This is a genomic window from Chlamydia caviae GPIC, assembly GCF_000007605.1.
GTDB classification, from domain to species: domain Bacteria; phylum Chlamydiota; class Chlamydiia; order Chlamydiales; family Chlamydiaceae; genus Chlamydia; species Chlamydia caviae.
Map to the genome: position 1 here is coordinate 132,843 of NC_003361.3, position 26,380 is coordinate 159,222.

Consider the following 26,380-nt stretch of genomic DNA (forward strand, 5'->3'; position numbering starts at 1 on the left):
AGCCCTCCCTCACATACTTTATTTTATAAATTTTTGACTTTACGGGTGTTTATGAAAACGTTTTGGCATTTTTTGTCTAAAGGCTTCCTATCAATTCTAGGTTTATCTTTTGGAGTGGTTCTTGCCTTCTCTATTATCTTGGGATTTGTTGCTCTCTCCTCTGGGGGTGGCATTCAATTTGTGAATATGCCTAATGCTAAAGGGGAGATAAAAGATCTAGGCAAAGAGGCGCCAATTATTGCTGTATTAGAAATGAAGGATGTTATTGCCTCGAGTAGACATACGGAAAAAGTCATACAAGAAGCTATTATAGCACTAGATTCAGCACCTTATAAAGGTAGAGTGAAGGGCTTAATCATTGATATGGATTGTCCTGGAGGAGAAGTATTTGAAATCGCCCGTGTATACTCAACAATCAAATTTTGGAAACAATGTACGAAGTGCCCTGTTTATGTTTTTGTAAATGGTCTTTGTGCCTCTGGCGGATATTATGTTGCTTGCGCTGCGGATAAAATTTACTCGACATCCTCATCTTTAATAGGTTCTGTAGGAGTGCTTTCTGGACCTTATTTCAATGTAAAAGAAGGTTTATCTCGTCATGGTGTGCAAAGTGATTTGCTTATATCCGGAAAAGATAAAGCTCCTATGAATCCTTATACGGAATGGACAGCTAAAGATCGTGAAATTAGACAAGAGATCATAGACTATCTTTACGGTCAATTTGTTGATATCGTTGTAACGAATCGCCCGTTATTGACTAAAGAAAAATTAGTTGGTGTTTTAGGTGCACGTTTATATTCTCCTGAAAAAGCTTTAGAAACAGGCTATATTGATGTTGTAAACGCAACTAAACAACAGGTTCTTGAGGATTTAGTTGCTGCTTGTGACATTGAAAATAACTACCGTGTGATCGGTTTAGGAAGCGATGGCTGGTTGAAAAAATTCATGTCATCAGCTGCTAACAGCCCATTAATCACAGGAAAGATTCAACATGAATTGCTCCCTAATCTAGATAATTCTACCAGTACATTTTACTATTTGGAGCCATGATTCTGATTAATTAGTAAGCGGAGAGAATCAGTGAGAAAGATCTTTATTTTAGATGCTTCAGGATTTGTTTTCAGGGCATATTTTGCTCTCCCAGATATGAAAAATTCTTCTGGAGAAGGAACCCAGGCTGTTTTCGGCTTTATTCGTTCTATTAATAAATTAATTAAAGAGTTCTCTCCGAGTCATATGGTGGCCGTATTTGACGGCCCAAATAATAAACAAAGTCGTAGAGAGATTTATGCCGATTATAAAAGTAATCGAGAACAGAAAGAAGAGAATCTCTACCAACAAATTCCTGTAGTTAAAGAATACTGCAGTTTGCTTGGTTTGTCCTATCTAGAAGTAGAAGGAGTAGAGGCTGATGATGTTATAGCTAGCGCTACAAGGCAAGCTGTGTCAGAAGGCTATCAAGTCTGTATATGTACCGCAGATAAAGATCTACTTCAACTGGTGGGGCCTAATGTTGTTGCTCTAAATCCATGGAAAGATCAACCAGAAATTGATGAAAACCGTGTCATAGATATCTATGGCATCCCTCCAACAGGAATATCAGATTATCTAGCCTTAGTTGGTGATACTTCTGATAATATTCCTGGAGTTTCTGGATGTGGGCCTAAGAAAGCAACGGCCCTGTTACAAAAATATCATTCCGTAGAAGGTATTTTAGAAAATCTTGATGAGTTGACAGGATCTACTCACAAGATGCTTTCGGAGCAAAAAGATGTTTTATTATTAAGTAAAAGTCTTGCGGTATTAAACGACGCTATACCTCTTCCTAAGAGGATAGATGAATTAAAGTTCCCACTTTATGAAGCGCATCAGGAAGAGTTGAATGCTTTCTATATGCGGCAAGGCTTTAAAACTTTAGTACAGCAGGTTGAGGAAGCATCTAGCGTAGATGTTGAGATAATCAATAATAATAAACAGTTGGCTCACGTACTTTCTACTTTGCATGGGAAAAGCGTGGCTTTTTCTGTTGGTTATAAGGGGAGCTTTCTTCCCTCTTTAACTTTAATGGGAGTGGCTTTAGCTAGCGATGATGATGTTTATTATGTTGATATAGAACATGCTTTAGACGATGTTCTCACGCCGCTACAATATTTCTTCAGAAGAGAAGATACTACATTCTATGGTTACAACATAAAGAGAGATAATCATGCACTAAAGAATGCGGGTATTCATGTGCATAATATAGCTCTAGATTTAGCTTTGGCTGAACATTTGATTAATGGAGGAGCTAAGATTTCATACCAAACGCTTCTTATGGATCACGGATTAGTTAGTTCTGCAGGCAGATATGGAAAGGAATGGGGGCAATTAAGCTTGCCTATAGCAAAGTCTCCAGCAAATCCTGCGCAATATTTTGGGGGATTTGTTTCTCATTTGCCCAAGATAAAAAAATCGTTGCTAGAAGAATTGAAGATAAAAGGAGTAGAAGATCTTTTTTTCAATATGGAAATGCCCTTAGAGAAAGTTCTTTTTACTATCGAAAGAAACGGCATGCCTTTGGATGTTGAAGATCTTCAGGAGTTAGAAAGAATTCTATCAGAAGAATTAGCAATGCTTACTGATGATATTTATACGTTAGCCGGAGCCCCTTTTAATATTAAATCTCCTAAGCAGTTGTCAGAGGTTTTATACAATAAACTTGGTCTGAAACCTATAGATAAGGCTCGATCTACTAAGGCAGAAGTTTTAGAAGCTTTATCGGGTGAACATGAAATTATTGAGAAGATTTTAGCCTTCAGAGCTGTTGAGAAGTTGTTGTCTACTTATGTTAAGGCCTTGCCTAGACAAGTGGATCCTAGCACCTCTAGAATTCATCCTACATTTAATCAAATGGGTACGGTGACGGGAAGACTGGCTTGTCAAGATCCCAATCTACAAAACATTCCCATACGCTCTGAGCGGGGAAGATTATTAAGAAAGGCGTTCTGTAATACTCATCAGAATAATTATTTTTTATCTGCAGATTATTCTCAAATTGAGTTAAGATTCCTGGCGCATTTGAGCCAAGATGAGTCGTTGAAATTGGCCTTTGAGTCGCGAGAAGACATACATACGTTTACTGCCTCGCAGGTATTTCATGTCCCATTGGAAGAAGTCACCAAACAACAGCGCATGCAGGCAAAGACTGTGAATTTCGGTATTATCTATGGGCAACAAGCTTATGGATTGTCAAAAATTTTAAAGATCAGTGTTTCAGAAGCTCAAAAGTTAATAGACGCATACTTTGATCGTTACCCTGAAGTAGCTCGTTTTATTAATGAAACGGTGAGTCAAGCTTGTGAAAATTTACGAGTGAAGACTCTGCTAGGAAGAGAAAGGATCATAGATAATTGGACAGAATTTTCAAATTCTCGTGCTGCTTCAGGCCGTCTTGCTGTTAATACCCGTATACAAGGTAGCGCTGCTGAATTGATAAAGCTGGCAATGTTACAACTTTCTGATGCGTTGGAAAAACGCAAATTGAAAAGTCGTATGTTGTTACAGATACATGACGAGCTGATTTTCGAAGTTCCTGAGGAAGAGAAAGAAGAAATGCAAACTTTAGTGCGCGATATAATGGAATCTGCAATGATTTTATCTGTCCCGCTAGTTGTGAATATCTTAATTGGAAAAAATTGGGCAGAATGTTAGAATTATTAAAAGTTTCTATTACAGGGGATCTCTCTTCAGGAAAAACTGAAGCAAGTAGAGTTTTTCAAGATTTAGGTGCCTATGTAATTAGTGCTGATAAAGTTTCGCACAGTTTCCTTGTTCCTCACTCGCATATAGGTCGTCGCGTTATAGATCTTCTGGGACCAGAAGTTGTTGTTGATAATGCATTCGATAGGAAAGTCATAGCAGAGAAAGTTTTTGATAATTTAGTTCTTCTTCAGGCTTTAGAAGCTATTTTGCATCCTGAAGTGCGTCGGATTATTGAAGAACAATATTATCAAGTCGCTAAAGAGCGAAAGCATCCTCTGTTCATTGCTGAGGTGCCTTTATTGTACGAAATACATTATGCGAAATGGTTTGATCGCGTCATTCTTATTACAGCAGATGAGAATATTCGTAGGGAAAGGTTTACCAAAAAAACTAATTGTTCTGATTTAAATTTTTATCAGAGATGTGCTCGGTTTTCTTCTAATGAAGAGAAAAAGATGCACGCCGATATTGTTATAGAAAATAACGGCACTAAAGAAGAATTACGTCATAAAGTCGAAGAATATTTTTACGCTTTAAAGGGAGCATTATGAAAGAAGAACGTTCTTCAGAAGTCTTGCCAAAGGTGAAAGAGAATAAAAAACATACATGTCCAGTGTTGCAAGAGAAGTCTTTTGCAGGAGAGTGTGCGGTAGTTACGGATACGGTTGATGAAAATCAGAACGTGACTATTACAAAAATTGCTAAATTGCAAAGGATGGGAATTGAAGAGCTTAATGTATTAGCTCGTCAATACGGAGTGAAGAACATCGGGTCTCTCACCAAATCTCAAGTAGTATTTGAGATTGTGAAAGCAAAATCTGAGCGTTCAGACGAGCTTTTGATTGGGGAAGGAGTTTTAGAAGTGCTTCCCGATGGATTCGGCTTTTTAAGATCTCCTACTTATAACTACCTCCCTTCGGCTGAAGACATTTATGTTTCCCCTGCTCAGATCCGTAGATTTGACTTAAAGAAGGGAGACACCATCATAGGTACGATACGTTCTCCAAAAGAGAAGGAAAAGTATTTTGCCTTATTAAAGGTAGATAAAATCAATGGATCTACCCCAGACAAAGCTAAGGAACGGGTTTTATTTGAAAACCTCACCCCTCTATATCCTAATGAAAGAATTGTTATGGAGATGGGGAAAGAGCATCTTGCTGAAAGGGTATTAGATCTTACAGCTCCCATTGGGAAAGGTCAAAGGGGACTTATTGTTGCTCCTCCACGTTCTGGAAAGACCGTCATTTTACAAAGCATAGCCCACGCTATTGCTGTTAATAATCCGGATATTGTTTTAATTGTTTTACTCATCGATGAGCGTCCTGAAGAAGTCACTGATATGATTCGTCAAGTGCGGGGTGAAGTTGTTGCTTCTACATTTGATGAGCAGCCAGAGAGACATATTCAGGTTGCGGAGATGGTTATAGAAAAGGCTCGACGTCTAGTTGAACACGGAAAGGATGTTGTTATTCTTCTCGATTCTATTACACGTTTAGCTCGAGCTTACAACACTGTTCAACCGCATTCTGGAAAAATTTTGACGGGTGGTGTGGATGCTAGTGCTCTGCATAAACCAAAGAAATTCTTTGGCGCCGCTAGAAATATTGAAGGCGGGGGATCATTAACCATTCTAGCTACAGCATTGATCGATACAGGATCTCGAATGGATGAAGTGATTTTTGAAGAGTTCAAAGGCACAGGAAATATGGAGCTTGTGCTTGATCGTCGTCTTTCTGATAGAAGGACCTATCCTGCAATCGATCTCATTAAGAGTGGTACCAGGAAAGAAGAACTCCTTTATCATCCTAGTGAGTTGGAAAAAGTTTACCTCTTCCGTCAGGCAATTGCTGATCTTACCGCTATTGATGCGATGCATTTGCTGTTGGGTAGATTAAAGAAAACGAATAGTAACGCAGAATTTCTTCTTTCTTTAAAAGAATAGATTAAAAGAGCGCATCGTTTCTATTTTTTGAAATACTTTGATAAGTAAGAAACCTACGGTCTTAATTATTAAGACTGTAGATCTTATTTTTCACGCGTCCTTTTCTAATGATATCTATGATTTAGCAAAGCTCGAGATCATGGATCTTTTTATCACTTCACGTGTTTTAGTCTTTTTTCTGTGTTGATGGGGAATTGCCTTGTCAACACATTAAGAAGAATACGAGATATAAAAAAGATTGTCTTGCTAGTTTTTAGCTCTATTTCCCGATAAGAATCTCAGGGAAGATAACCAAAGAAGTCTCTTTGTCGGTGAGATATTTTCCCTGAGTGACTTTTTGTAAGATTTCTTGGGCTTGATGGTAATACTCATTGAGTTTTGCAACCTGTAACTCGGTTTCCGCAAGACTATAAATTCCTAAGTATTCTTTTTTTTGAAAGATTGCCACAGTTAGGGGAGGGTAATTGATTACTTGCAGTCCCTTAGTTAGGGGAATACCAAAAAATAAACGAATAAGCATATCCTTATGCTTATAATGAGAGTTTTTGTATTTTGTCAAAAAACGATGAGGATACCTGATAATGATGAGCTTTGAAGAAGAGCAGCTTCGTGATCATGCTGTGGTTAACCTATACCGCATAGGGGCAATAAGATTCGGTGATTTTATTTTATCAGACGGGAAAAAAACTCCTATTTATGTTGATATGCGCCTGGTTATCTCCTGTCCTGATGTTTTACAAACTATTGCTTCGTTGATTTGGCGTTTGCGTCCTTCTTTTAATAGCAGCCTGTTATGCGGAGTTCCTTATACAGCTCTTACTCTGGCTACATGCATATCTCTGAAGTATAACATCTCTATGGTGTTGAGAAGAAAAGAATTAAAACACCCAAATCAAGAAGATAAAATAAAAGTCGAAGGCTTATTTTCTCCAGGACAGACATGCTTAGTAATCAATGATGTTATTGCTTCGGGACGTTCGATTTTAGATACCGCTAAGGCTTTAGAAGATGAGGGTTTAAATATTCGAGAATCCTTGGTTTTTTTAGACAGACAAGTCGGTGGTGCAGACGCATTAAAAGAGGCAGGTATTAAATTAAGATCCGTATTTACTCTAGAAGAACTCGTTAAGGCTCTACTTTCCAAATGTCAATTAAGCGAGACAGACGCAGCGATTGCCCGTACGCTTTTAGAAACTTTTTAATAGTTGTTCATTTTTATTCTATTTAATAACAAAAGCTTGGTTTTTATTATTAAATTAATCTAATCGCATTCTAACTAGTTTGTGTAGCCTTTTTATTTGATTCTAATTTAAAATTGGGATTACAGAAGGCGGGCAAATGATAGAAAATGATTTTCAGGGCTACTCCCCAAGTTATCAGGCTTCTCATTTTTATAGAGATAAGGTTGGCGTTATTGTTTTATGTGGCGGTGAAGGGAAAAGATTGTCCCCTTTAACCTACTGGCGCTGTAAACCAACCGTATCATTTGGAGGAAGATATAAGCTCATTGATGTACCCATTTCCCATGCAATAGCTTCAGGATTTTCTAAGATTTTCGTAATAGGTCAATACCTTACCTACACACTACAACAGCATCTTGTGAAGACGTATTTTTATCATGGAGTACTTCAAGATCGGATACATCTCCTTGCTCCTGAGGGGAGGGAGGGAAGTCAGGTATGGTATCAAGGAACCGCCGATGCTATTCGGCAGAACCTCTTGTATTTAGAAGATACAGAGATAGAGTATTTTCTAGTTTTATCTGGCGATCAGTTATACAACATGGATTTTCGTAAGGTTGTAGACTACGCTATAGCTATGCAATCTGATATGGTAATAGTCGCACAGCCCATTCAGGAAAAAGATGCTTCAAGAATGGGAGTGTTGCAAATAGATAAAGATGCAAATCTTGTAGACTTTTACGAAAAACCTCAGGAAGAAGAGATTTTAAATCGTTTTCGGCTATCTTCTGAGGATTGTCGTAAACATAAGCTGGATCCTCAATATGGAAATTTCTTAGGGAATATGGGGATTTATCTCTTTCGAAGGGAAAGCCTATTTCAACTGCTACTAGAAGAACAAGGGGATGATTTTGGAAAGCATCTTATCCAAGCCCAAAAGCAACGCGGGTCGATAAAGACTTTCCTTTACGATGGCTACTGGACAGATATCGGAACAATCGAATCTTATTATGAAGCGAATATTGCTTTAACACAAAGGCCTAAACCTCAGGTTCGTGGATTGAATTGCTACGATGATGCAGGAATGATCTATAGTAAGAATCATCATCTTCCTGGGACTATAGTTACAGATTCTATGATCTCCAGCTCTTTGCTTTGTGAAGGTGCTGTTATTGATTCTAGTAATGTATCCCACAGCGTTGTGGGGATCCGTGGTGTGATAGGGAAAAATTCTATAATAGATCACTCTATTGTTATGGGAAATGACCGTTATGGCAATCCCCAACAAAACGCTTTAGGGATCGGGGATAATTGTGAAATTTATAAAACAATTATCGATGAGAACTGTAGAATCGGTAACGGGGTAAAACTCACGAATATCCAAGGGCATAAGGATTATAATTCTCCTGATGGGAAGCTTGTCGTTAGGGATGGGATTATTATCATTCCTCGAGGAACTAGAATTCCTGATAATTATACCTTCTAATAGGCGATTTTTTATAATTCATAAAAATGACCCGGAACGTTTTTATCCGTCGAGATTTTAGCCTCATATCCATTAGACTATTCCTATAGTGACAATGCACGGATCGTCTTCCTTATGCAGATATATGCAATAGCGGATTTACACCTGGCTATCGGAGTTCCTGAAAAGACCATGGAAATTTTTGGCGAGCCATGGATTTCCTATCACGAGAAAATCCGTGAACGGTGGGAAAAGATAGTCAATCCTGAAGATATCGTTTTGCTTCCCGGAGATATCTCTTGGGCTATGCATATCGAAGAAGCGAAAAAAGATTTCGCTTTCCTAGGTTCTCTCCCTGGAACTAAGTATATGATTCGTGGGAATCATGATTATTGGAGTTCCGCATCAACGACTAAAATAACACAAGTTCTTCCTGAAAATGTGCATTATCTAGCTCAAGGCTTTTCTCTACTACATCCGGAAATAGCTATTGTGGGAGTAAGGCTATGGGATAGCCCAACAATACGTGTAGCCCCTGAGTGTTTCCAATCTCCTCTTCCAGAGAAAGAGCGCCATTATAGTGAGAAAGATGAGAAAATTTTTTCAAGAGAGCTTGGAAGATTGCAAAGGGCTTTAGAAGCCGTTCCTCAGAATATCGAGCAAATTATTGTTATGACCCATTACCCACCTATCAGTAGTGATGGCACGCCAGGACCGGTATCGCAAATGCTTGAAGCTGATGGGAGAATATCACATTGCTTATTCGGTCATATGCATAAAGTATCCTCTCCTTTGAAAGGATTCGGAATGATCGGTACTATAGACTACAGGTTAGTTGCTGCTGATTATATAGATTTTATTCCCCAGGTTATACAGTGAAAATTCTTGCAGGCAAATATAAAGGGAAGTCTTTAAAAATTTTTTCTAACCCTTCAGTGCGTCCTACGTGTGGGGTAGTCAAAGAGGCTGTTTTTAATATTTGCGCGGCTTATATTGAGGATGCCACATTTTTAGATCTCTTTTCTGGAGTAGGATCCGTAGGTTTTGAAGCTTTAAGCCGAGGAGCTTCTTCAGTGACTTTCGTAGATTCCTCTGCACAATCTGTACGTTTAATTCGGGCAAATAGCCAATTATTGCATCCAGATTTGCCAGTTACCATTATGAAACAAGAAGCAAGATCCGCGATTCAGAGACTGACTAAAAAAGGTATGTCCTTCGATCTTATTTACATAGATCCTCCCTATAATCTTGAAAATCGCTATCTTGCAGCAGTATTAAGCGATATCGTTTTCGGCAAGATTTTGGATAAGGAAGGCTTACTATTTTTAGAAAATGCTTCAGTAGAACCTATTCTTGTTGAAGGCTTAGTCTTGAAGCGTAGAAGAAAATTAGGGGGAACATTTTTATCGGAATATATCCTTGACGATAGTTCGTGTTCGCTTTAAGAGATATTCTACAAAACGCTTAACATTAAACAACTAGTGTGTTTTTTGTTTTTATAAGCACCTTTTTTAGCTTTTTAGCCATTCTTTCAAAAAGTTTTTGTTCAGAGTTTATCTTAGATAGCATACTGGATAAAATTTCTTTTGTAGAATATGATGCGAAAAATAAGTCTGGAATCCGAGGCGTGAGTTAGCGTGAAAATCAAGAATTCCTCAAAGCTATATTTTCTAGCTCTTTTGTGTTTCCTTCCTTTGGTTTTTCTAGGATGTTCTAGAGAAAAGAAAGAGTTGTTAGTAGGAAGAGATACTACTTGGTTCCCAAAACAATTTGGAATTTATACAGCGAATATCAATGGGTTTCTTAATGATCTTGTATCAGAGATTAACTACCGCGAGAACCTGAATATCAATATTGTAAATCAAGATTGGATCCATCTTTTTGAAAATCTTGATGATCAAAAGACTGCAGGAGCTTTGACATCGATAGCGCCAACAGCAGAGATGTTAGATCATTATCAATTTTCTGAGCCTATATTGCTGACAGGTCCTGTGCTTGTTGTTTCCGAGAATTCTCCGTACAAGTCTATACAAGATCTTCGCGGGAAGCTTATCGGAGTGTATAAATTCGATTCTTCAGTGCTAGTAGGTCAAGATATCCCCGACGCTGTTTTAAGCCCTTATCAACATGTCCCCATAGCTTTAGAAGCTTTATCTTCTGGTTGTTATGACGCCTTATTAGCTCCTGTTATAGAAGTCACAGCTTTGATAGATACAGCATATAAAGGGCGCTTAAAAATTATTTCACAGCCTTTGAATCAAGATGGCTTAAGATTGGTAGTTCTTCGTGGTGAGAAGAATAGCTTGCTAGAAGGGTTTAACATGGGATTGGTAAAAAGCATGCGTTCTGGAAAGTATCAGACCATCAAACAGCAATACCGCCTGCCTTAACTGACTACGATTTTATTAAGCTTTTTTTCTCCACGTGTGGCGTACTTTGAATAATTGTTGCTAAGGATTCAACCCATTGAGAGGATTGATAAATAGCAGGTACGCGTAGAGCTTGATACCCCTTATCTATAAGTACGGCTATATACTCTTTTTCTATTTCATAAAGAGTTTCTATATGATCTGAGGTAAATCCAAAAGGGACAATTAGCACATGTTTTTTGTCTGTCTTTAATGTTGCGCATAGATCTTTTGTTGATGGTGATAACCATTTCCCAGGACCAAATTTCGACTGATAACAAAGATGGGTTTCTATGTTTGGTAATCGTTCAGAAATCGCTCTGAAGGATTTTTCACATTGCATGTTGTAAGGATCGCCTTTATTCACGTGTCTCATAGGAAGCCCATGGGCAGAAAATAATAGGCAGCAGTCATGAGTAGAGATATCGTGAGATTGTAAAAATTTTAGGATATGATCCATCATACATGAAATAAACTCTGGGTGATTTCCGAAGTGAGATACCCAAGAGATATTTAGCAAGGGGAGTTGGTTGTGGATAAATCTTACAATACTTCCTGTAACGGCATAAGTAAAATGTGGGAATAGAGGGACTCCAACAATCGGAAAATCCCCAAGAGTTTTTAACTGTTGAATTGTGTGCGGATGTGTATCAGGTAAATAGCGGTGAAAGGTAATTACAGGAGCATCTAAATGCGAAGATAGAGTTTCTGCTAGCAATTCTGTATCTTGATATATCGGGGAGAATCCGCCGATACAATTGTATTGAGGAAGAACCTTAAGAGCGCGTTTTTTAGCGATAAATGAAAATAAACGTTTGTGAATGAAAGAAGGAAGAAATCCTCCGGTAACATCACGATCTGTAAGTAATGAAGTTAAAAAAACCTCAATGTCATTAGAATGACGCGGACCGCCAAAATTTGCTAATAGGTAAGCAGAAACCATAGGTACAAGCTTTATTATTTAATAATATTGGAGCTATTGCATTAAAACAATTAGTTGCATAATTTCCCGTAAAATTAAGATGAGTTTGTAAGATACATGAAGTTAAATAATGCTCTCCCAACTCTAGAAGCTTTATGTAAAAAAACACACCAAAAATTACGCCAATACCTCATGCGGCATAGCTTATTGTTGTTTGGATGTTTATTATTAATGGCTGCCGAACTTGGTGTTTTTATTTATTTTTTCCTGTTTTCTGGAAAAACTATCGTTCCAGCATTTTGTCTAGCCTGCTTTTTTCTTACATTATTCGTCTGTCTTGTTGCGCGTTTATACATATTGTCGAGAAAGCCTGATTTCTTTGAAAACCTAGCAAGCGGCTATTTAAGAAACGCTCAATCCTTGTTTAAAGGGAAACAAAACGTTGTGGAAGAGCAAACACATCTAGCCTCATCTGCAACAAAGCTTGCTATAGATTTACAAAATCAAGAATACACTCTCTTATCGAGCATGTTAAATTTCCTCCCTCAGCACGACTTCATTAGGAAATTTAGCTGTTTTTGCTTCTGGAAAGATTACTTTCTGTTCAGAGAATGCTTACTACAGAAATCTATAGACGCCTACATTAAAGTAGTACAATCTATCCCCGTAGATCTCGGAGCTCATGTATCGCTAGCAGATGCTTACGTAGCTCTTTCTGGACTCTATGCCGATCCCAGGAAATATCCTGAATTCGATACGAACTATTGGGTCCCTCCAGGAAGATATGGAGAAGAAGTTCAAGAAAAATTTTTCATAACGGCTCAGCGTGCAATAGAAGAATTTAAAATTTTAAATGAATATGCACCGGGAAATGCTTGGGTCCATGCGCAATTGGCTTATAGTTATCATGATTTACAGATGCCTCTCGAAGAGATCCAAGAATATGAGATGATCCTCAAGTTAAAACCTGCTGATGTGGAGACCATGACCAAGCTAGGCATTCTATATTTTCAACAAGGAATGAATGCTAAGGGCTTGCGTATCTATGAAGAATTAAAAAAAAGAGATTACAAAAAATCAAGAAAATTAATTAAATTCTATGGAATGGAATACAATAATTATTAGTTTTTCTTGTTATTCTTTATAATAGTTCTCATAGTTTTATAGAGCATCTTATTTATGAAAAGTATTGATGTCAGTAGTGATACGATAATACGAAATAGTCTTTGCGATAGGATGAGTGTTTCGTGGCGAGCGCGTTTTTCAGTTCGTACGCGTTATGAAATAGCCAGTGCCGTGGCTATTTTTGGTTTAGTCCTAGCTTTATGTGGGTCTGGAGCCGTTTACGCTGTTTTTACATCGTGTGCAATCTCTGAGATATTTATTCAGGGATGCATGTCTTTAGGATTAATGCCCATTCCTGTGGCAATACTTTCATTACTTTTGGGTATTTTGATTCTTCTCTATGGGATCTACCTATTGCCACAGCAAAAAGAAGAAAAAATAGTGCGTATTTCTTAAATAGAAACGGCTAGATTTATTTCCTCATAAGAATATAAAATAAATGCGCATTTTATTTTAAATTAAAGAGAGTGGGAGTGAAAAAACTTTTGTTAATGTTTTTAGTATTAACTTCTTGTACAGCACAACAAGCATTCTGCTTAGAAGCATCTTTGGATAAAGTGGTTTGTTTATCAGAAGATGATGGTGATGATCAAGAAAACTGTTCTGAGTGCTGCGGCGACGGAAGCTGTGGGTACTGCCCAGGATGCCAGGACATCCACTGGGTGATCTCTTAGTTGCTACTAATGTTTTAGTATGTGTTTCAGAGATTAGGGGAAGGGGTTTTTCTCTGGACGTCTAATGGGATTAAATGGAAAAATTAATCTTGGTGCCTCTTCCAGCTTCTTTTTATGGTTATGCGGCTGTTTTCACTGGATAGTGTGGATGGCTATCTACTACGAACCTATGCCCTAGAGTAGATAAGAGACGTTATCTTTTTTGATGTCAAAAATACGTCTGTAAATAGCTTCTGGAAGGTATGTTTTTCGAATAAATAAAATCAGAAAAACATGAAGAATCCAACAGTATAATTCACAAGATAATGTGGGGTTTAATTATTCGCGTAATAGAGAAAAGCGAATAGTTAACATCTGAGGGGTCGTAGTTTTTTAATTGCGCATTATTCTTATTTTCTCATAAGGTTTATAAAAACCTTTATGTCGGTATCGCTTTTCCCATGTTTTGAGTTTTTCTAGACATGGTGAATAGGTATTTTTTTTCTGGCATATACAACAAGGAGAATAAAAATGAAAAAATTAATCTTAGCGCTTCTTCTAGCTTCTTCGTGTGCTTGTACAACAGCTGTTTTCGCTGATGATAGTGAAGATGTGAAAGTATTGGCTGATGGCGGGGATTCTGAAAATGGATCTGAAAACGACGACGGAAACGAAAGTTCCGAAACTCACGAATAAGAGCTTTTCTCTTGTGTTGAGGAAACAGGGGATAACCCCTGTTTCTTGTTGTTTAAAACAACCTTGAAGTATTTCAGAAAAACTCGTCCCAACACTCACTCACAGTTTAAATTGTTAAACTCTACATCTTCCCCATTCATTATAAAATTATTCCGCATGGGTTTATAGACCCCTTTTCTATACATTTTTTCTTTTTAGACAAGGTGTTGAGCCATATTTTGATCGCGCTAGCAATCGTGTAATTTTATGAAAACACGTGTATCTATCCCTTTATAATCTTTTTGTATTTTTTAAATTCTTAAAACGAGAATAAGCGCGCATGGCATATTACAGAGTAGGTTTCCGCGCGGACTAAAATTATTGCATTAATAAAGAAGATTATTTAAAACGTCTCTACAAGGATTTTTCATTTTGTTTAAGATCGGATAAAGAGATAATTTTAGACCGTTTATTTGATTCACAGTTAATATGCATAATGTTTAATTCAAAAAGGACTACGCTGGATCGCGTTTTAAGCCTATAGGAAAAGGAGGAATCTTTTAAAAAGCACATATGAGGCGCTTTTTTGCGCTATTTTAAAAAGTAAATAATTTTTATCGTTTGATAGAACTCTATAATAGGTCAAAATTTTTAGCTGCTTTTGTTAAGTTTTGCTATAATGGCTGATTGATAGAGTCTAGAAAAGCTTAAAGGCTGAAAGACATGTTTTTCAGGAACTGTCAGAGTGTAGTAGTCTTTGGCAGAGGATCTGTTTTATATGAATAAACGGTGCATAATAGACAAAATTTTAAAGTGTGTAGTTGTTGCCTCTTTGGTTTTGTTATACTGGTCATCTGATTTGCTTGAAAAAGATATCAAGTTAATCAAAACGAATGTTCGAGATGTGCAACAAGACATCCAAGAATTACTGAGTATTGTAAAGCAAAATAACGCTTCACGGTCTTCCAGCGCGTCCTATCCCTCTTCACTACCGATAACCACATGCTGCAACTTTATAGAAGTTGGAGATCCTCGGTACCCCAATCTACTTTCTCCAGATCCTTATAAGGAAAAAACCCTAGGGAATCTTGTAGGGGATGGATTTGTTCCTAAAGGTATTTTACGTACAGCTCATGTAGGTAAGCCAGATAATTTAAGTCCTTTTAATGGCTATGACTATGTCGTAAAATTATACGATTTATGTGTCCCTGGGTTGGCAAACGCCCATGTGGGAAAATACGAAGAATTTTCTCCGGGATTAGCTTTGAAAATAGAAGAGCATGACGTTGCCGATGGCTCTGGAGATCGCGAATTTCATATTTATTTACGTCCTAACGTATCTTGGGTGCCTATTGACCCAAGACGCTTTCCGAAACATGTGCAGCTAGCGGATGACTTTATACAGCCGCACCCCGTGACAGCACATGATTTTAAATTCTACTATGATGCGGTAATGAATCCCTACATTGCAGATATGCGTGCTGTAGCCTTACGCTCATATTTTGAAGATATTGTCTCTCTCACCGTAGAGAATGATTTAAAATTTATAGTGCGATGGAGAGCGCACACTCTTGTAAACGAAGCAGGGAAAGAGGAGAAAAAAGTTCTATATTCTGCTTTTTTGAATACTCTATGTCTACAACCTCTACCCCGATTTGTGTATCAGTATTTTGCTAATGGTGAGAAGATCATCAAAGATGATTCCGATCCCGATATCTATCGTAAAGACTCTGTATGGGCTCAGAATTTCTCCTCGCACTGGTCAAAGAATTATCTTGTTAGCTGCGGAGCGTTTTACTTTTCTGGTATGGATGACGAAAAGCTTATTTTCACGAGAAATCCAAACCACTATGACCCTAGGGAAGCTCTAGTGGAGAAGCGCTACGTCTATATTAAGGATAACTCAGATTCTCTATTTCAAGCTTTTAAAGCAGGGAACCTTGATATAGCCTATCTGCCTCCGAATCATGTGGATAATCTCGCAAGCTTTATGAAGACTCCTGCCTATAAAAACCAAGCTTCTAAAGGAGAAGCTATTCGTGAAATGGTCTATCCAGACCGTTCTTACGCTTACATTGGTTGGAATTGTTATTCATTGTTTTTTGAGAATCGTCAAGTGCGACGTGCTATGAATATGCTCATAGACCGTAATAGGATTATAGAAGAATGCTTGGATGGTCGTGCTCATGTGATCAGCGGGCCTTTCTCTCCTTTTTCTCCTTCCTATAATCAAAAAGTGGAGGGGTGGCATTATTCTCCTGAAGAAGCTGCGCGTATATTAGAAGAAGAGGGTTGGATCGATATTGACGGGGATGGCATTCGAGAGAAAGTCATAGACGGCGCTATTATTCCTTTCCGTTTCCGTTTATGTTATTATGTCAAAAGTATTACAGGCCGCACTATTGCAGAATACGTAGCAACTGTCTGTAAAGAGGTAGGCATTGAGTGTAGTTTATTAGGATTAGATACTGCCGACCTTTCTCAAGCATTTGAAGAAAAGAATTTTGACGCTTTGCTTACCGGCTGGTGTCTAGGATCTCCTCCTGAGGATCCCCGAGCTCTTTGGCATTCGGAAGGCGCAATGGAAAAAGGATCCGCCAATGTTGTTGGTTTCCATAATTCCGAAGCTGATAAAATTATAGATCAACTGAGCTATGAATACGATACGAGTAAACGTATGGACTTGTATCATCGTTTCCACGAAGTTATTCACGAAGAATCTCCCTATGCTTTTCTATTCTCTCGTACCTATTCTTTACTTTATAAAGATTATGTAAAAAACGTCTTTGTCCCTAAACAGAGGACTGATTTGATCCCTGATGCTCAAGACGAAATGGTTAATCTTCATATGGTTTGGCTAGACAGGAAGGAGGAAGAGTGCTCAAATATATCTTAAAACGTCTGATATTGATTCCTCTGACGCTTTTTGCCATTATTTCGGTTAATTTTATCATATTAAATGCAGCTCCAGGGGACGTTGTTGAAGATCAATCTATTGATGCTCACGGAGATGCATCAAAATCAGATAAGATTCGTACATATAAAGGCCCGGATCGCTATTTACAGTTTCGAGAATATTACGGTTTGACTCTACCTGTTTTCTTTAATACCCGCCCTGGCATACCACATGCTAAGGTAAAAAAGGGAATTCAAGAAATCGTAGATAACTTTCACAATAAAAAAGCTAACAAGGAATCTAGTTCTAAGCTAAAGGTTTATTGGGGTGATCGGGCAAAATTTATTATGCCGGTACTATTGTTTGAGGCTAGTGATAGTACAAAAAGTTCTTCTTACCGTCATGTTGCTGCAGATTTGTTCATTCGTGGAGCCATCCGTCAGGGATTTGTAGGCTCAGGCTTATCCGTGCAACAGTATGCGTATAACGAGAAAGTTTCTAAAAACAATGCTTTACTTGTGAAATTGCTCTCCGAAGAAGATATAGGGACCAAAGTTGAAGATTTAAAAGAATGGTTTCGTAAAGAGGGCGGGATGGAAACTTTTTCCTACAAACGCTTTTCTTGGAAGACATTCCTTTTTGAGACGCGCTTTTCTCGTTATATGTCACGAGTTTTGCGTTTAGACTTTGGAACTTTACGTAATGACTCTCATAAGACAGTAGTTTCCGAGGTGATCAAACGGTTGCGTTCATCATTAACTCTCTCGGTCCTTCCTATGATCTTGGTATTTATCTTATGCCAGGTATTTGGGATGGTTATGGCTTTAAATAGGAATCGCTGGTTGGATCATACTCTGAATTTTATCTTCTTATTTTTATTTTCGGTTCCTGTTTTTGTCGCCGTTCCTTGGATTATTGATAATTTCGTCATTAATAAAACGATACCGTTTACCTCTATCCCGATGCCCTACAGTGGCCTCCAGTCTTCTCCGGAAGTTTTTAATCAGCTGAGTTCTTTTGGGAAGCTTATAGATACCATAACGCATAGCTTTCTTCCTTTCTGTGCTGTAAGCTATGGGGCTTTCGCTTCTCAATCAAGATTAAGCAGATCGATATTTTTAGAAATTCTAGGGGAAGATTATATTTGTGCGGCACGAGCTCGTGGAGTATCTCGCTATGATATTCTTGTAAAGCACGTAGGGAAGAACGCAGCATCCTCATTGATTACCTCTCTTACGGCATCTTTAGGAGCAATATTAGGAGGAGCTTTAGTTGTAGAGACTTTGTTTGATATCGATGGATTTGGGAAATTTTTCTATCAGGCGATTTTAAATCGAGATCATAACGTAGTATTATTTTCTGTTATTGTTGGATCGGTTTTATCTTTATTAGGCTACTTAATTGGAGATATTTGCTACGTGCTATTAGATCCTAGAGTACAACTAGGAAAGAAGAGGATTTAAAACTATGCAATCCCAGACTTCTTTTTCCCGTAGATTTTTTCAGGCATACCATAAGAATCTCTTGGCATCACTGTCATGGAAATTTGTCATCGTGTTATCACTTATAGGTGTTTACGCTCCTTTATTTGCTAGCAGTAAGCCTATTTTAGTGAAGTGGGAAGGCTCTTTCTTTTTCCCTTTATTTAGGTATTTATGGTTCCCAGGTTTTTATACTAAACCGGTCGATCTTTTCTTTAATGTATTCATGGTGACGCTACCCCTGTTCTTTATAGGGTGTAGGTTTTTCAAGAGGAGTCTTCGTAAGGGGATTATAGGCTGTTTAGCTATTGTTCAAATCCTAGGATTTGTCTTTGTATATCGTGGGAATATTCAGGATCCTTCGGGAGATGAAAATCTTAAAAAAATGCGCGCTGAGAAAATCCTTTCACAAGTTGCCGATAGCAGAGCCGAATCTGTAGTTTTACTCCCTAAAGATATGCGTACTTGGGAATTAGAAAAGACGTATATGAGTAAGTACGAGCAGTTGGGGATTTTGATAAAATCAAAATACCGTCGAGCGCAACATGAGAAATTACAAAAATATTGTGTGGATTATGAGGGACATAAGGGCTCGCAAATGCCGACATTACACCACTTGCAGATGAAAAATGAGCAGGTGTGTCTGGAGCGTCTGCAGCGAAGATTACAGAAAATCAGTACTTCTTATGAGTCTTCTTTGCAAACTTGGCATAGGGCAATTGATGAGTATCGTCCTTTTCTTATGGCACTTACCCGTATAGAGCATGATTTAAACTTAGCTTTATATAATAAAGATCAGCATGAAAGTTTACTCATGAGACATTCTTCAATAGAAGAAGAGGCTGAACCTTTCCGCAAGCATGTATTAAGTACACGTCAAGTTCTTGAAGAATATAGTAAAATCCAAAGTACAATTAACTTTATTCAGGACAAACGTGCGTGGATTAATGAGGAATCTGAGAAATTGCAGATTCTTATCAGCCCACTCCTCTCTAAATTTCATTGGGAAGATGATGCAGGAGGATCTCGTGAGATGAATAAGTATGTGCGTTGGTGGCAGCTTACGCGTATTAACCGTAAAGATCTTTTAGCCTCTTTAATTTTCGGTATTCGTATCGCTTTAATTGTCGGAGGCATTTCCGTTGCTATTGCGCTATTTATTGGTACGGTTATTGGCTTATTTTCCGGATATTTCGGAGGAACTACAGATATGGTTCTTTCTAGATTTACCGAGATTTGGGAAACCATGCCTATGCTATTTATTTTGATGCTTGTTGTTTTAATAACGCAGCAAAAATCTCTAATCCTAGATACAATACTCCTCGGTTGTTTTGGTTGGACAGGATTTAGCAGATACATCAGGATAGAAACTCTGAAACAACGCAATATGTCCTACGTATTAGCTGCAACGAATATGTGCTATAGTCATTACCATATTATGGTGCATCAGATACTTCCTAATGCAATTGTGCCTATCATTTCCCTATTACCCTTTTCTATGATGGCAATGATCAGCTGTGAAGCAGGGTTAACATTTTTAGGCCTTGGAGAGGAAAGTTCTGCATCTTGGGGAAATCTTATGAAAGAAGGTGTCACAGCTTTTCCTTCAGAAAGCGCTATTCTTTGGCCCCCAGCTATCATGCTTACAGCATTGCTGATTGCCATAGCATTGATAGGAGATGGTATTCGCGATGCTATGGATCCTAAGTTACAAGACTAGCTTAAAGATCCTTCGAAATTCAGAAGGATGTTTTGGATCTGTTCTCCTGCGCAGTAATGGCGTTCGCCATTACTCCCAATTACCCTATGGCAAGGGAAAAATAGAAGAAAAGGGTTGTTTTTACACGCTGATCCTACAGTGCGTGGATGTGTATCCGTTTCTCTAGCAATCTCTCCGTATGTGCGCGTCTGCCCAAAAGGGATTTTCGCAACACAATCAAGTATCGTTTTTTGTTGTTCAGATAAAATAGATGTATTGATGTAAGAAGAACGTGGGATATCGAGTTTTTGTGAGTACTTAGCGCATAATAAAACAATTTCTTCCATAGCTTTATGTGATGCTGGGCCGAGAAATAAACAGCAAAATACAGGAGCTACAGAAAGTTGAGTTTTTACAACAGTGTTGTTTTGAAAATGAACAATGACTTGTAGAGGGGGATGCTTAGCTATCTGCAAGCCTTGTGAACAGGCTTGCGATAGAGACAATTTAGAATCATCGGAAACTAAGTAAAGATTCTCGGACATGCAAACAAACTATATTATCCTGCATTATTGAGTCTCTCGAACTTAGCTTTTGAGACTAGGCGTCCGCGGTGGTACCACTCGCATTTATAAACACCGGCAGCATAGATCTTTCTCATACCATGAGGGAAGTTATTTCTCCAAGACACTTCTTCGGCAATAACTTCGTCTTCATTATAGCGTAATTCACATCCTTCCTTAGATCCTTTTACAAAAGGAATCTCAGCAGCTTTGCAACCGTTTTTAAATACTGTTGTAGTTCCATCTTGGTAACCATAACGCCATTCTTCAATAGTGTTAGGAATCCCTCCAGGGAGATAGGTTAAACGCAATCCATGAGGTTGGCCATTAATATAATGCGTTATAGTTTCAGGATCTCTAGTAGCATAGAAGGTAGTTCTTTTTACCATAACGCCATCGTTAAAGGTTTCTTCAGAAAGAAGGACGTTACTTGGAGAAAAGTTCGAGCGTATGCCTTCTCCATTGCGAATTGTTGATGTATATTTCCCATTAAATGAGGAGTAGCTCCCTTCAAGTACACGACCCTGGTAGGTAGTCTCAGTAAAATAAGGATCGGTGATGGTATCGCTATTTTTGTTGTCAGGCCAGCGAGTCACAACAAGAGAGCCATCTTCTTGGTATAATTCTTCTTGAGAAGGTAAACCATTAGAAAAGAATGTTTTATATGAAACAAGCCTTCCCTGATCGTAAGTTTTTATTACAGCAAGAGTCGTAGAATGGGGGAATGTTAACGTTATCTCGCCATGAAGAAGACCCTGAACGTAAATTTCATAAAGAGTAGACCCATCCTTTAAAACTTTGGTGATTGTCCCATCACAGCCTCGTTTTACCCAATCTTTTCCTGATACAATAATTCCGTAGTTGTTACGGAAGGTTTCCTTCATAACAGAAGAATCTTGTTTTAGAGCTGAACCGTAGGTAAAGCATGAGAAAGAGAGTGCGCAAACGCAAAAAAGCAGCCGTTTCATTAATCGATAGTTCCTTTTGTATCGTTTATTTGCGCGTTAAGCATGGCAAGTAAACGCTCATGTTCTTCTTCTATTTCTTGATTAGATAATGTTCTTTCCTTGTCTTGAAATACAAGACGTAAAGAAACATTTTTATTCTGAGTAGTAGGGTTCTTATTTTGATATATACTGATAATAGAAACACTTTCAAGCCATTTAGAATGGAAACTTAAAAGTTTTTTCCTTAAGGAATCTGCGGGTACAGACTCATGAACAGTCAGTGTTATATCCCTGAATGAAGAGGGATAAATAGGGTAGGGTTTGTATAGATGCAAGGCTTTCTTCTGGGTATGTAGAAGAGAATCTAAAGAAAGTTCAGCAAAAAATACAGAATGTTTTATCTGGGCTTTTTTACATAATTGCGGATGCAAGGTTCCAAATCGTCCTAGCACATGCTTATGAAGATGAATTTCGGCCTGTTGGTAGGGATGGAAATTTGCATGCTCATAGGGTTGAATTGCATATGCTTGTGAAGAAACATGTAGATATTGAAATAGTCTCTCAATCCATCCTTTTATTGAATAAAACGATAGGGGACGTTCGTGAGATATCCAAGATATTTCTTCTGCCTGTCCTGATAGGATGATCCCTAAACTTTGTGTTTCTTGATACTTTGAACTTTTCTTTGTGTACGTCGTTCCTACCTCAAAAGCATGCACATAGGGAGCTTGTCGATTGAGATTTGTTGCCGTGCTTTTTAATAATCCAGGGAGCAAAGAGTCTCGCAATACAGTAGCCTGCTTAGAGCCTTGTAAAGAGATACAATCAGCCTCTTCTCTATTTAATGCTGCTGTTTCTGTATCTAGAAGATCACAAGTGAAAAACTGTTGTAGTCCTGAATTTGCTAAAAAGTCTACGACCCTTCGTTTAAGAGAGTACATAGGGCTGTAAATAGCAGGAGCTTTCTTATTCTCAACTTTCCAAGGTTGTGTTCTGCAAACTTCTTCAACAAGATCGATTTCTTCTTGGATATCATGACGATACGAAGGGATATTTACAGATAGAATAGAGTTTTCTTCGGAAGAAATGTTAAATCCTAACGAATGAAGTTGATCTCTTACTTGAGAAGCATGTAAGGGCATTCCAAGAATCTTCCCTACTAGTTCTGTACGGAACGATAAAGTAGAGGCTTGTGGTGTAGAACCTAAAACTTGGATAGGAGATACTTTAGCATTAGGGAAAAGTTTTTGTATGTAATGAATAGCTGCGTAGAGAGCTGGTAAAACATTGTTGGGATCAATGCCTCTTGTAAAACGGTAGGCAGCTTCAGAGTGTATGGGGACGTGTGTTTGTGAAGCACGTATTGCGCTCGGGAGGAAATATGCAGCTTCTAAAATAATCTCTGTTGTTGCGTCATTGAAAGAAGAATCTAAACTTCCCATGACACCTGCCAAACCTACAGTATGATCTTTATCGCAGATGATTGCTGTTCCCTGAGGGACAAGCACTTCTTCGTTATTTAACAGCTTTAAAGGTTCATCTTTTTGTGCTTTTTGAGCATGTAGAGAATCGATATCCACAGCGTTAGCATCGTAGACATGTAGAGGTTGTCCTAAAGACAACATAATGTAATTGGTGATGTCTACAATGGAATTAATAGATTTTTGCTTGAGTCCTCCGAGAGCATTTTGTAGCTCTTGAGGAGAAGCTTGAGCAGAGACTCCAGAAATTTTTACACAGCAAAAGATAGGGCAAAGATGTTGATCTTGTCCTGAAGTTTCTTTTGTAATTGTTTCTAGAGGAGTACATACAAATTCTGGGGGGAGAACAAGATCTACGTTTGTTACATAGGTAATTTCTCTAGCAAGGCCTAAAAGCGAGGCGCAGTGGCCTAAATTAGGAGTTAAGGAACATTCGATAAATGTGTCGGCAAGAAGAGCGCATGCACTTTCTCCTAAAGGTGTATTTTCAGGGAATTCAAAAAGGCCTCTTTCTGTTGTTTGTAGATGAGCAAATCCTAATTCATCTGCGCCGCAGCACATACCTTGGGATTCCACGCCACGTAGTTTAGATTTTTTTATTGTGTAGGCATTGCCTTCGTGATCATGGAGTTTTGCTCCTGGGAGAGCTAGAGGAATTATGATGCCAGGGCGGCAATTAGGAGCCCCGCAAACTATTTGGTATTCTTGTTGTCCATCAAAAAGAGTAGCGACTACGAGTTTATCAGCATTAGGATGGGGAACTGTTTTTAGTACTTTTGCTGTGATGATAGAAGAGAAAGAACAAGTAAGAAGAGTTTCTACTTCAGTTTCTATACCTATATGATCACAAGCTTCTATAATTTGCTTTATAGGTAAAGGAGAAGAAAAAAATCTTTGTAATGAGGATAAAGAGACTCGCATGGATATTAAAGATGAGACGTTTTTATGACAAATTTTACGGGGAGGGGTGTATAGTGGCAAGTATTTTAATAATCAGAGAGAAGCTAAGTTTTAGGAGTAATCTTTAAATGGCCCTGCAAAAAGCGACCCGGTGGCTGTGGCAAGCTTTAGTTTTAAGTGCGGTGTTAAATATTGTTTTCTTGCTTTTGTTTTATTCAACTATCTTTCGAAAGGATATTTATAAACTACGTTTATTTTCTGGTCCTTTAGTGGCGAAAAGTTGTCAGGTGAAATCTATCCCTGAGGATTTTTTAGAGAATTTGGCAGAAGCTTCTCTTGAAGAGCTTTACCGTTTGTTAGATGAAGATCATTTGCTTTATGGCCGCCCACTAAAGTTATGGGCGTTGAGTGTGGCCATCCACACTTATGATGTGGATGTGGGCAGTGCACTCTCTCATCCTCTGACATTCACGCAATTGCGTAGCAAAGGGAAAACCTGGTTACTCCCCAATATTGATGAGAGAGAATACAGTTTAATACGGCGTTATTTATCTCGCGAACGTTATCCTTTTACTTCTCGAGGTTTGTTTGTTTCTATTTCTAAAAATTTAGAGCAGGGTGTTGTTGACGAGGATTGTCTATACCATTTTTGTCATACTCCGGAATTTCTTTATTTACGTACCTTACTTTGTGGTGCTGACGAGCGTGTTGCTTCTGTGGCTTCTTTAGCCAGGATGGTAATACGTAATGGGGAACAAATCTTTTTTTCACTATGCAACGAACATAACCGCACTACGGCAATTTCTGATCGACAACGTCAGAAAGTTTTATCTGCCTATGTGAGCTTAGGAGAACCTTTAGCGGCTTTGTTATTACTCGTTCATGATGAAGATTGGGTGATTCATGAGTTCACAGATGAAGCTCTGAAGGCTTTTATCAATCTTCTTCCTGAGGAATCTTCTTATAGTCAAAATTTTATTTCCCGTGTGCTCTCAACGCCACGCTCTTTTGTTGCTCATGACGTGAGTGTTGTAGAAACTCCTGTTGCTGATGCTAAAGAGGCTGTTTTTGAAGATTATATTGTAAAAGACGGCGATTCATTATGGTTGATAGCGCGTCGTTATGGAGTGACTATTGAGGAGATCATGCGTGTAAATCACATGACTCATCATCGTCTACTGCCGGGGAAATGTCTAAAGCTTCCTCTAAAGTCGTCATAGGAACGAGATCTACCCCTCCTGGATGCCAAGGCCCACATTTTCCTATTCTTTTTATTGTTAACCCCAGTCCTTTAATGCATCCATGATGTTTTAGAGCTTGCAGGGCATACTGTGAACATGTGGGGAAAAATCTACAGGGGCTTCCTAGCAAAGGAGAGATTGTCCATCTGTAGATATGGATAAGGCCACAACATAGGTTTGTGGGCAGGTTTTTTATAAATAATTTAAATGACATTGAATACGTCTTTCAGGAGAGCGACAGAAACTTCTAACATAATCAACCAAATGATAGTCCATTCTAGTGACGAGGAATGCTGATGGTTGAGTTGATCATTTAAAATTTCCAATACGTCCCCAAGAATTGTTAATCTATGGTTAAGAACGTTAATTCTAGCGTTAATATCTAAGCAGTTAAGAACATCAATGTAAATGGGTTGTGTTTCTGGATGTTCCCAGAAAAAATCAGGTTCATCCAGAATATCAGAATGGAGATTTACAGAGGCTTTGTCTAAAAATAACTTGCCAATCTTTTTTGCAATTGCCTTCCTAGGCATAGAGATCTTTCCTTTCGTGGCGAGATCTTGGGGGAGGCGTTTAGAATCTTCAATAGTTTTATAAATAGTCGCTTCGAATATGGTGAGCTTGACTGACTGGGCAAGGCCGAAAGATATAGCTAGCTTTGTATTGAGTTGCGAATCGGCTAGGATGAGCCTATCTCTACGTATTTGGAGCTTTTCCCCGTAATGGAAGTTATAGCAATCGATTTCTGGTTGAGGAAGAATTTCTGGAGATGCTGAGACGATAGATTGTAGGATTTTGATTTCTTCGAATTCTTCCCACCCCCAAAATACAGCCACTCCGAAAGGAAAGAACACGGCAATTTTATCACATTCCTGGGGATCTTCCGAGGATACTAAAACATATTCCCTGGATAAGACGGTGGGGAAACGAGTTTTGAGTAAGTGAAAGAGCACGTGCAAGTTATAAGATGAAGCTGTGCAATGGGCAGTACAACGCATGATTCCTAGAATTTATTGTTAAACTTGTCTCTAATGTACCCCATTTTTACTCAGGCGGAAAC

The 26,380-nt window shown here is 38.4% G+C and carries 24 protein-coding genes; 17 read left to right on the plus strand and 7 right to left on the minus strand.

Features of this window, described 5'->3' with window-relative positions:
* Positions 1-51: 51 nt before the first annotated feature.
* From CCA_RS00675 to rho, 4 genes are all read left to right on the plus strand, one after another.
* The gene (locus CCA_RS00675) at positions 52-1,050 is read left to right on the plus strand and encodes a S49 family peptidase (RefSeq protein ID WP_011006100.1); all 999 of its coding nucleotides are present in this window, start codon (positions 52-54) and stop codon (positions 1,048-1,050) included.
* A 30-nt stretch (positions 1,051-1,080) separates the two neighbouring features.
* Positions 1,081-3,690 carry a DNA polymerase I gene (gene polA / locus CCA_RS00680; protein ID WP_011006101.1) on the plus strand — a complete coding sequence of 870 codons (2,610 nt, stop codon included), beginning with the start codon at positions 1,081-1,083 and terminating at the stop codon, positions 3,688-3,690.
* Entirely contained in the window at positions 3,684-4,292 is a 609-nt protein-coding gene (coaE, locus tag CCA_RS00685) for a dephospho-CoA kinase (RefSeq protein ID WP_011006102.1), read from the plus strand. The genes polA and coaE overlap by 7 nt, the downstream gene beginning before the upstream one ends.
* 164 nt (positions 4,293-4,456) lie before the next feature.
* Positions 4,457-5,683 carry a transcription termination factor Rho gene (gene rho / locus CCA_RS00690; protein ID WP_370919298.1) on the plus strand — a complete coding sequence of 409 codons (1,227 nt, stop codon included), beginning with the start codon at positions 4,457-4,459 and terminating at the stop codon, positions 5,681-5,683.
* Between the two features lie 259 nt (positions 5,684-5,942).
* Here the strand turns inward: rho and CCA_RS00695 are convergent, their stop codons facing one another.
* Positions 5,943-6,203: a hypothetical protein gene (locus tag CCA_RS00695; RefSeq protein WP_011006104.1), complete on the minus strand. Its 261-nt coding sequence runs from the start codon at positions 6,201-6,203 to the stop codon at positions 5,943-5,945.
* A 61-nt stretch (positions 6,204-6,264) separates the two neighbouring features.
* Here CCA_RS00695 and CCA_RS00700 point away from each other — a divergent pair, with 61 nt between their 5' ends.
* The 5 genes from CCA_RS00700 (at position 6,265) to CCA_RS00720 (ending at position 10,719) form a co-directional block, all read left to right on the plus strand.
* Positions 6,265-6,885 carry an orotate phosphoribosyltransferase gene (locus CCA_RS00700; RefSeq protein WP_011006105.1) on the plus strand — a complete coding sequence of 207 codons (621 nt, stop codon included), beginning with the start codon at positions 6,265-6,267 and terminating at the stop codon, positions 6,883-6,885.
* Between the two features lie 136 nt (positions 6,886-7,021).
* Positions 7,022-8,350 carry a glucose-1-phosphate adenylyltransferase gene (gene glgC, locus CCA_RS00705; RefSeq protein ID WP_011006106.1) on the plus strand — a complete coding sequence of 443 codons (1,329 nt, stop codon included), beginning with the start codon at positions 7,022-7,024 and terminating at the stop codon, positions 8,348-8,350.
* A 114-nt stretch (positions 8,351-8,464) separates the two neighbouring features.
* Positions 8,465-9,208, plus strand: a complete 744-nt coding sequence (locus CCA_RS00710; protein ID WP_011006107.1) for a metallophosphoesterase — start codon at positions 8,465-8,467, stop codon at positions 9,206-9,208.
* Positions 9,205-9,774: a 16S rRNA (guanine(966)-N(2))-methyltransferase RsmD gene (rsmD, locus tag CCA_RS00715; protein ID WP_011006108.1), complete on the plus strand. Its 570-nt coding sequence runs from the start codon at positions 9,205-9,207 to the stop codon at positions 9,772-9,774. Before CCA_RS00710 ends, rsmD begins: the two co-directional genes overlap by 4 nt.
* 192 nt (positions 9,775-9,966) lie before the next feature.
* Positions 9,967-10,719, plus strand: coding sequence for a transporter substrate-binding domain-containing protein (locus CCA_RS00720; protein WP_011006109.1), 753 nt, complete (start codon positions 9,967-9,969; stop codon positions 10,717-10,719).
* A gap of 4 nt (positions 10,720-10,723) precedes the next feature.
* On the opposite strand, the gene hemH is transcribed toward CCA_RS00720, so the two are convergent.
* Positions 10,724-11,680, minus strand: coding sequence for a ferrochelatase (gene hemH / locus CCA_RS00725; RefSeq protein ID WP_011006110.1), 957 nt, complete (start codon positions 11,678-11,680; stop codon positions 10,724-10,726).
* A gap of 96 nt (positions 11,681-11,776) precedes the next feature.
* Between hemH and CCA_RS00730 the strand changes: the two genes are divergently transcribed.
* The 7 genes from CCA_RS00730 (at position 11,777) to CCA_RS00755 (ending at position 20,209) form a co-directional block, all read left to right on the plus strand.
* On the plus strand, positions 11,777-12,784 hold the full coding sequence (locus CCA_RS00730; RefSeq protein ID WP_011006111.1) for a tetratricopeptide repeat protein: 1,008 nt from the start codon (positions 11,777-11,779) through the stop codon (positions 12,782-12,784).
* Between the two features lie 54 nt (positions 12,785-12,838).
* Positions 12,839-13,180, plus strand: coding sequence for a hypothetical protein (locus CCA_RS00735; RefSeq protein WP_011006112.1), 342 nt, complete (start codon positions 12,839-12,841; stop codon positions 13,178-13,180).
* 77 nt (positions 13,181-13,257) lie between these two features.
* Positions 13,258-13,458: a hypothetical protein gene (locus CCA_RS00740; RefSeq protein WP_157850883.1), complete on the plus strand. Its 201-nt coding sequence runs from the start codon at positions 13,258-13,260 to the stop codon at positions 13,456-13,458.
* Between the two features lie 510 nt (positions 13,459-13,968).
* A complete protein-coding gene (locus CCA_RS05355) occupies positions 13,969-14,133 on the plus strand; it encodes a hypothetical protein (RefSeq protein WP_011006114.1) in 165 nt (54 codons plus the stop codon).
* 757 nt (positions 14,134-14,890) lie between these two features.
* Positions 14,891-17,008: an ABC transporter substrate-binding protein gene (locus CCA_RS00745; RefSeq protein WP_011006115.1), complete on the plus strand. Its 2,118-nt coding sequence runs from the start codon at positions 14,891-14,893 to the stop codon at positions 17,006-17,008.
* On the plus strand, positions 16,990-18,471 hold the full coding sequence (locus CCA_RS00750; RefSeq protein ID WP_011006116.1) for an ABC transporter permease: 1,482 nt from the start codon (positions 16,990-16,992) through the stop codon (positions 18,469-18,471). The genes CCA_RS00745 and CCA_RS00750 overlap by 19 nt, the downstream gene beginning before the upstream one ends.
* Positions 18,472-18,475: 4 nt before the next feature.
* Positions 18,476-20,209, plus strand: coding sequence for an ABC transporter permease (locus tag CCA_RS00755; RefSeq protein ID WP_011006117.1), 1,734 nt, complete (start codon positions 18,476-18,478; stop codon positions 20,207-20,209).
* On the opposite strand, the gene CCA_RS00760 is transcribed toward CCA_RS00755, so the two are convergent.
* From CCA_RS00760 to pheT, 3 genes are read right to left on the minus strand one after another with little or no spacing between them, the layout of a single operon-like run.
* Complete coding sequence (locus CCA_RS00760; protein WP_011006118.1) at positions 20,206-20,733, minus strand: MGMT family protein; 528 nt, start codon at positions 20,731-20,733, stop codon at positions 20,206-20,208. The genes CCA_RS00755 and CCA_RS00760 overlap by 4 nt on opposite strands.
* Before the next feature lie 14 nt (positions 20,734-20,747).
* Positions 20,748-21,719: a toxin-antitoxin system YwqK family antitoxin gene (locus tag CCA_RS00765; protein ID WP_011006119.1), complete on the minus strand. Its 972-nt coding sequence runs from the start codon at positions 21,717-21,719 to the stop codon at positions 20,748-20,750.
* The gene (pheT, locus tag CCA_RS00770) at positions 21,719-24,100 is read right to left on the minus strand and encodes a phenylalanine--tRNA ligase subunit beta (RefSeq protein ID WP_011006120.1); all 2,382 of its coding nucleotides are present in this window, start codon (positions 24,098-24,100) and stop codon (positions 21,719-21,721) included. Before pheT ends, CCA_RS00765 begins: the two co-directional genes overlap by 1 nt.
* A 107-nt stretch (positions 24,101-24,207) precedes the next feature.
* Here pheT and CCA_RS00775 point away from each other — a divergent pair, with 107 nt between their 5' ends.
* The gene (locus tag CCA_RS00775; protein WP_011006121.1) at positions 24,208-25,299 is read left to right on the plus strand and encodes a LysM peptidoglycan-binding domain-containing protein; all 1,092 of its coding nucleotides are present in this window, start codon (positions 24,208-24,210) and stop codon (positions 25,297-25,299) included.
* On the opposite strand, the gene yidD is transcribed toward CCA_RS00775, so the two are convergent.
* Entirely contained in the window at positions 25,223-25,534 is a 312-nt protein-coding gene (yidD, locus tag CCA_RS05215; protein WP_011006122.1) for a membrane protein insertion efficiency factor YidD, read from the minus strand. The two genes, CCA_RS00775 and yidD, sit on opposite strands and share 77 nt — an antisense overlap.
* Positions 25,524-26,318: an RMD1 family protein gene (locus CCA_RS00780; RefSeq protein ID WP_011006123.1), complete on the minus strand. Its 795-nt coding sequence runs from the start codon at positions 26,316-26,318 to the stop codon at positions 25,524-25,526. The genes yidD and CCA_RS00780 overlap by 11 nt, the downstream gene beginning before the upstream one ends.
* Between the last annotated feature and the right edge of the window lie 62 nt (positions 26,319-26,380).